Origin of the sequence: uncultured Leptotrichia sp. (genome assembly GCF_938036635.1) — a bacterium.
Classification (GTDB): Bacteria; Fusobacteriota; Fusobacteriia; order Fusobacteriales; family Leptotrichiaceae; genus Leptotrichia; species Leptotrichia hongkongensis.
The window spans coordinates 1-2,103 of record NZ_CALHQO010000337.1 but is presented as its reverse complement, the minus strand read 5'-3'; the positions used below and the strand labels follow the sequence as shown (position 1 = coordinate 2,103).

Genomic DNA, 2,103 nt, shown 5'->3' with positions numbered 1-2,103 from the left:
CCAGTGCATTTGTCGGCACTTCCACAATATCAAAGCCGTTGTATGTTGCACTTCCCGCTGTTGTTCTCTGAAATGTAACAGTCGCATCGTTTGTAACTTTCACATCATATTTGTTATTTTTCTTTGATGTATTATCAAAAAATGTCGTAAATAGACGTGTATCAAGCGTAAAAATTCTTATTGATGGACTTTGTCTTATGATTTCTCCACTTGAGTCTTTCGCTACCCTGTATCCTGTCTGAGAATCCAGATCCTCCACTTTTCGCCCATTAACAAATTCAGGTACTCCCAGACTGCTGTAATCCCTGTTTTCAAATGCCAGATTATATCCAATAAACGAATTCTTGAACGGAATATCAATCCTGTCATTTCCTACATTAAACTTCTGCACCCTGTATTTTTCATAGATAATTTTCTTCGGACGGCGAATCGTCACGTTATCCTCGTAAACTTTATATATTCTACTTTCATCAGTAGTTGCCGGATTTAAAAATAAGGCATTATAATTTTCGTTATCTCTGGTGTAGTCATACTCGTATTCTTTTTTTCTTATATCGACCTGCTTTACCTGTGCTCCGAAATATAAAGTATTTGTCAGATTCTGATAACCTGTTCTAGGCTGATAGCCAAAAAAATCACTTTCCCTGAACGGATAGTAATTTCCAAAAGTCAGTCCCCATTCCTTTCTCTTGTCGTACGCAACATTCTGTACCCAGTGAATCGTCTTATCATCTCCACGATCACGCATTCCAAGCAGTTCTCCGTATTCATCTTTATCGGAATCAAGATAATCAAATTTTATTTTCGGCCCTCTAAAATCAATTCCATAATTACGTTTTTTCCTGTATGAATTTAAATCTCCCACATATCCTGGATTAATGTCCCGAAAATCTTCATTATCAACCGTTATCGCAACATTATTGTTTCCATTTGTATATTTTATGCTTTTATATAAATCAACGTCTGTTCTACGCGGATCCAAATTGTCATCATCCATAATTTTATCATTTATTTCAGTCAACGCTTTAAGCGCATGCTTATCCTGCGTCCAGTAATATTTCGCATTCAATTCCCCATTCTGCCCAAGCTCCTGATTGATATTCAGATTCCAGAATCCAATTTGTTTGTACTTATCCACAAATTCTGTATAATCATCCTTCAGCTCGTTTCCATTTACGGCATACATCAGATTTGTTGTAATATTCTGATAGTTCAAATCCCATATTCCATATCCAGCATCATAGAACTTCCTGTCTTCCTTTTCCTTCTTGGGAGTATTTCTTACTTTATGATTCCACTTGAAATCCCATTCCTTACGATGATTTCCGATTGGAACGACAAACCTGTTTATAAATATATTTCCTGAATTATTCCCCCAGAAAGCATAGTCGTTTGAGAATTTTATTGCCAATTTCTGCTTCGTACTTAGCTCAAAATCAACAAATCCCTGTGCAAGAGGACCTAAATCATAGTCAAATCCCATTATCCCAAAAAAGCCCCTGTCACTGTCCATTCCAATATACGGAAATAATGTTGCCCTTTGGGTAGAAGGTTTTAGGGAGGTTACATAATACGGCAGCTTAACCCATGTCTTTCCTCCTGCGAAGATTCCGATATTTCTCGCAATAGCCTTTCTGTTGGGATATATTTCCAGCTCTTCAGCATTTATCTTATAGCTTGGATTTTCGTATGGACTCGTTGTAAACCATCCATTTTTTATAAAAATGACCTTGTTCCCTTCAGCCAGCGTCTCCTCGCCACCATAACGTAATTTTATCCTAGTGTCATAACTTTCTGAATTAAATATTTTCGCCAATTTTGTATCCATATCAAAAATAAGGTTATCAGCTTTTATAATTTGAGAACCTTGAGTAAATTCAACATTTCCAGATCCTGAAAGAATGTTCTTGTTGGCAATTTTTTTCAATTTATCTGCGTTTATTGTAAAATCTCCATATTTTACGGTAACATTACCTTCGGTATTTATTTCCTCTGTTTCCAGATTTATTGTAGATTTTTCTGTTTCCAGCTCTATTACTTCCCCTGCGGCATCCAGCCTTCCAAGGAGTATTATGCAAAACAGCAAAATAAACAATCTTTTAT

The 2,103-nt window shown here is 36.2% G+C and carries 1 protein-coding gene; it reads right to left on the bottom strand.

The window, feature by feature from the left end; all coding sequences use genetic code 11:
* Window positions 1-2,095: LptA/OstA family protein (locus Q0370_RS06710; RefSeq protein WP_367270865.1), on the bottom strand; the 2,095-nt coding region annotated here is incomplete at its 3' end.
* Window positions 2,096-2,103 lie beyond the last annotated feature (8 nt).